Genomic DNA, 4,698 nt, shown 5'->3' with positions numbered 1-4,698 from the left:
GGACAGCAGCGCGAGCACCAGCGCCGTTCGCTCCTCAACCGGGGAGTCACTTGCGCCCCCAACGTCCTTGCCAGAAGGTTCCTGTTGCCGTCCAATGGTGCACAAACCAATGATCGGCGCGGGTAGCGGTTTCATAGGGAGTGCACACCGTTGCGATCACCGGCTCGGTAGAGGGTGAAGGGGAAGGCGATGACGGGGACGGCGTTGAAGATGGGGGCGCGAGGGTTCGCGCTGGGGATGCTCCTGCTGGTGGGCGGTATCGCCCAGGCGGGACAGGCGGGCGGGGTCAACATGCCGGATTCACTCCAGGTGGAGGGCCGCACGCTCGCGCTCACCCACATGGAGCTGAAGAAGAAGCTCTTCTTCAACGTCTACGTGTGGAGCCTCTACATGGAGGAGGAGCCCACCTGCTTCAAGCAGGCCGTCGCCTCCAACAGCCTGAAACGACTGCACTTCCGGTTCCTGCGCACCATCACCAAGGACCAGCTCGTGGGCAGCTTCCGCGAGGGCTTGCGCCAGAACCCCGCCATGCGCGAGGACGCCCTCAACCAGTCCCTGGAGAAGCTCCTCGCGTCGCTCCACGATGTGCGCAAGGGCGATGACCTCGTCCTCACCTACCTGCCCGGCTCCGGACTCCACGTCTCCGGCGGCGCGTCCGGCGGCGTCCACATCCCCGGCAAGCCCTTCGCGGATGCCCTCTTCAGCTCCTGGCTGAACACCCACCCCATCTTCCCCCAGTAGGCCTCCAGGCCGGGAAGTTGGTCCCCATAGCAGTTGCGTGTTTCTCCTAGGTTCTGGGCCCGAGAGCGGTAGGCTCGGACCCACCAACATCTGTCAGGAGGAAGCGCACATATGCGGACACGTCTGGTTCTGGCTGCCCTGGTTGCCCTGTCCACGGGTTGCGTCTCGCAGGGCAAGTTCAACGAGAAGGCCCTGGAAGCCGAAGGGCTGACGAAGAACCTCACGGACGAGAAGGCGGCGCGCACGGCGGCCGAGGCGAAAATCAAGGCGCTGGAGGAGCAGCAGGCCGCGCTGAACCAGGAGAAGGCCGCGCTGGAGACGCGCCTCAACGCCTCCGAGAACCGCCTCACCAGCGCCGCGGCCGAGCGCCGCGCCCTGGAGGAGAAGAACGCGCAGCTGGCCGCGCTCAACGACGAGCTGGCGCGCAACACGAAGAAGCTCGCGCAGGCCAAGGAGGAGCTGGAGAAGAAGAGCTCCGAGTACGAGAACCTGGCCCAGAGCCTCAAGCAGGAGATCTCCGACGGGAAGATCGAGCTGTCGGAGATGAAGGGCCGGATGACGGTGCAGTTGAAGGACAAGATCCTCTTCGCGTCCGGCTCCGCGCGCGTGGGCAAGGAAGGGCAGGAGGCGCTCGTGAAGATCGCGGACGCGCTCAAGACGGTGCGGGGCCGCATCATCCGCGTGGAAGGCCACACGGACGACGTGCCCACCGGCGGCGGGCAGTTCCCGTCCAACTGGGAGCTGAGCCTGGCGCGCGCGATGGCGGTGGTGCGCTCGCTGCAGGACTCGGGCGTGGATCCGACGTCGCTGTCCGCGGCGGGCTACGGGCAGTACCAGCCCATCGTCCCCAACGACACGCCGGAGCACAAGAGCCAGAACCGGCGCATCGAAATCGTGCTCGCCCCCAGCCTCGGAGGGCGCTAGGAGGGGGCGCGGGAGACCCGCGCACCCTTCATGAAAACGCTCGCTTGCGTCGTCTGTCTATTGCTTGCGACCGGGGCTGCCGCACAGGCCCCGGACGCAGGTGTTCCCGTCGGCGATGCTGGCGTTCCCACCGGCGTGCTGACGAAGCCGCCCGCGCTCCTGCGCCAGGTCGAAGCGACCTATCCACCGGAGGCCGCCGCCCAGCAGCTGGAGGGCACGGTGGTGATGTTCATCGACATCTCGGAGACGGGCACCGTCACGAATGTCGAGGTCACCCAGCCCGCCGGCAACGGCTTCGATGAAGCGGCCATCGCCGCGGTGAAGCAGTTCCAGTTCGAGCCCGCGGAGGTGGACAACGTCCCTTCTCCGGTGCGCATCCAGTACGCCTACCAGTTCGTCTTCCGCGCGCCGGAGCCGCCTCCGGAGACCGCCACCGACGGCGGCATCGCGGAGCCGCAGGGGCCGGTGAACTTCAGCGGCAAGGCGCTGGAGCGCGGCACGCGCAAGCCGCTGGTCGGCGCGGAGGTGGTGCTGACGGAGTTGGACCGCTCCACCGTGACGGACGGCGAGGGCCGCTTCTCCTTCCGGGGCGTCCCGGTGGGCACGCACCCGGTGGTGGTGGTGCTGGGCAGCTACGACCGCTTCCGCACGCAGGAGACCATCGCGGAAGGGCAGGAGACGCAGGCCACGTACTACGTGCAGCGGCGCATCTTCAGCCCGTACGAGACGGTGGTGCGAAGCGACCGCGAGCGCAAGGAGGTGACGCGCACCACCATCCAGGTGGCGGAGGTGCAGCGCATCCCGGGCACGCAGGGCGACACGCTCAAGGTGGTGCAGAACCTGCCGGGTGTGGCGCGGCCCGCGTTCAACGGCGGCGCGCTGGTCATCCGTGGCACCAACCCCCAGGAGTCCGGCGTCTTCCTGGACGGCCTGCGCATCCCCATCCTGTATCACTTTGGTGGACTCACCTCCGTGTACAACTCGGAGCTGCTGGAGGCGGTGGACTACCTGCCCGGCAACTTCTCCGCGTACTACGGCGACATCACCGGCGGCGTCATCAACGTGCGCAGCCGCGAGCCGCGCACGGACCGGCTGCACGCCACGGTGGGCATCAGCCTGATTGAGTCCAACGCGGTGGTGGAGGGCCCCATCACGGACACGCTGAGCTTCGCGATTGGCGGCCGGCGTTCGTACATCGACGTGGTGCTCAAGGCGGTGCCGTTCGACGACGACAGCCTCCAGGTGGCGCCGCGCTACTACGACGCGCAGGCGAAGCTGGTGTGGAAGCCGAACAAGCGCCACACCTTCACGCTGCAGGGGCTCACGTCGCGCGACCGGCTGGCGCTGCTGTTGGACCAACCGGCGGACAACGACCCTTCCGTCAACGGCGGCCTGGATGTGACGACGGGCTTCAACCAGCTGCGCCTGCGGCACCAGTACCGCGAGGGCAAGCTGACGCTGGACACGCACGCGCTCGTCGGCAACACGCTGCTGGACTTCGCCATTGGCGAGCGCGGCCTGCGCATCGCGTCCACGGACCTGTTCCTGCGGCCCACGGTTGAGTACGCGTTCAACGACGCGGTGACGGTGGCGGGCGGTCTGGACGTGGTGACGAACCTGGCGAAGGTGCGCGCGAGCATCCAGCAGCCGCCGCGCGAGGGCGAGCCTCCGACGCCGTTGGTGACGGAGGACCTCATCAACATCGACGGCAACTTCACCCAGTACTACCCGTCCGCGTGGGCGGAGGTGCGGTGGCGGCCGGTGAAGGAGCTGCTGGTGGTGCCGGGCATCCGCACGGAGAGCTACATCTTCACGGATCAGCAGGAGGTGAAGCGCACGGTGAACCCGCGGCTGGCGGTGCGCTACGCGCTCACGGAGACGCTGACGTTGAAGGGTGGCGCGGGCGTCTACCACAGCCCGCCGGTGCAGGATGAGCCGTCGCCGGGGTTCGGCAATCCGGACCTGGGGGCGAAGCGGTCGCTCCAGTACAGCGTGGGCGCGGAGTGGCAGGCGCGGCCCGAGTGGTTCGTGGGCAGCGAGGTCTTCTACAACGACCTGGACGACCTCATCGTGCGCTCCAACGCGCGCATCATCCGCGACGGCGAGTCGGTGCCGGAGGTGCTGAAGAACGGCGGCGTGGGGCGCATCTACGGCTTCGAGTTGCTGGTGCGCCGGGCGCTGACGGACCGGCTGTTCGGCTGGATTTCGTACACGCTCAGCCGCAGCGAGCGCCGGGACGCGCCGGACGCGGCCTGGCGCCTGTTCGACAACGACCAGACGCACGTGCTGACGGCCATTGCCAGCTACAAGCTGCCGAAGGGCTGGGAGGTGGGCGCGCGCTTCCGCCTGGCGTCCGGCAACCCGACGACGCCGGTGGAGGGGGCGCGGCGTGACGACACGACGGACGTGTTCATCCCGTACTACGGCGCGGTCAATTCGCAGCGGCTGCCGTCGTTCAACCAGTTGGACATCCGCGTGGACAAGAACTTCATCTTCGACACGTGGAACCTGGACGTCTACCTGGACCTGACGAACGCCTACAACAACCAGTCCGTCGAAGGCGTGGCCTACAACTACAATTACTCTCAGCGCGAGTTCTTCAAGGGCCTGCCCATCCTGCCCATCCTCGGCGCCAAGGGGAGCTTCTGACGCCATGCGCACTCCCGTCCTGCTGTGTGCCGCCCTGCTGGTGTTGAGCGCGTGCGGTCCCGACTTCGAAGTGCAGAGTGAGATTCGCCGCGTGCGCGTGCTGGCCATCAAGGCGGAGCCCGCGGAGCTGGCGTTGGATCCGAACGCGTCCACGTTGCCGCCGCCGGTGACGTTCAACGCGCTGGCGGTGACGCCGGACGGCCGTCCGGTGACGGTGACGTACGCGCTGTGCCGGCCGGACGTGAATCCCTACGGGGACACGGGCTGTCCGGGCGCCAACGGCGTCGCGTTGCAGGACGGGGTGTTGTCGTTGAGCGACCCGGCGGTGCAGGCGCTGCTCATCGCGGCGTTCCAGGCGGCGACGGGCAGCACGGGGGGCGGGAG

At 68.0% G+C, this 4,698-nt stretch carries 3 protein-coding genes and 1 pseudogene; all 4 read left to right on the top strand.

Annotated elements, in window-relative coordinates; translation table 11 throughout:
* Positions 1–189: 189 nt before the first annotated feature.
* Positions 190–741, top strand: a complete 552-nt coding sequence (locus tag D7Y13_RS38780) for a chalcone isomerase family protein (protein ID WP_120531250.1) — start codon at positions 190–192, stop codon at positions 739–741.
* 111 nt (positions 742–852) lie between these two features.
* Positions 853–1,665, top strand: coding sequence for an OmpA/MotB family protein (locus D7Y13_RS38775; protein WP_120531251.1), 813 nt, complete (start codon positions 853–855; stop codon positions 1,663–1,665).
* Positions 1,666–1,695: 30 nt separating this feature from the next.
* Positions 1,696–4,314: a TonB-dependent receptor domain-containing protein gene (locus D7Y13_RS38770; protein ID WP_120583278.1), complete on the top strand. Its 2,619-nt coding sequence runs from the start codon at positions 1,696–1,698 to the stop codon at positions 4,312–4,314.
* A gap of 4 nt (positions 4,315–4,318) precedes the next feature.
* Positions 4,319–4,698 (top strand): annotated as a pseudogene (locus D7Y13_RS38765) (hypothetical protein); the annotation flags it as partial.

The organism is Corallococcus praedator (assembly GCF_003612125.1).
Taxonomy (GTDB): domain Bacteria; phylum Myxococcota; class Myxococcia; order Myxococcales; family Myxococcaceae; genus Corallococcus; species Corallococcus praedator.
Note: the sequence above shows the minus strand (reverse complement) of the source record. Positions and strands in the feature narration are given on the sequence as shown.

Bases quoted from the DNA above. Each gene is read 5' to 3' on its own strand.
- D7Y13_RS38780 (WP_120531250.1), top strand. From the start codon at position 190: ATGACGGGGACGGCGTTGAAGATGGGGGCGCGAGGGTTCGCGCTGGGG.
- D7Y13_RS38775 (WP_120531251.1), top strand. From the start codon at position 853: ATGCGGACACGTCTGGTTCTGGCTGCCCTGGTTGCCCTGTCCACGGGT.
- D7Y13_RS38770 (WP_120583278.1), top strand. From the start codon at position 1,696: ATGAAAACGCTCGCTTGCGTCGTCTGTCTATTGCTTGCGACCGGGGCT.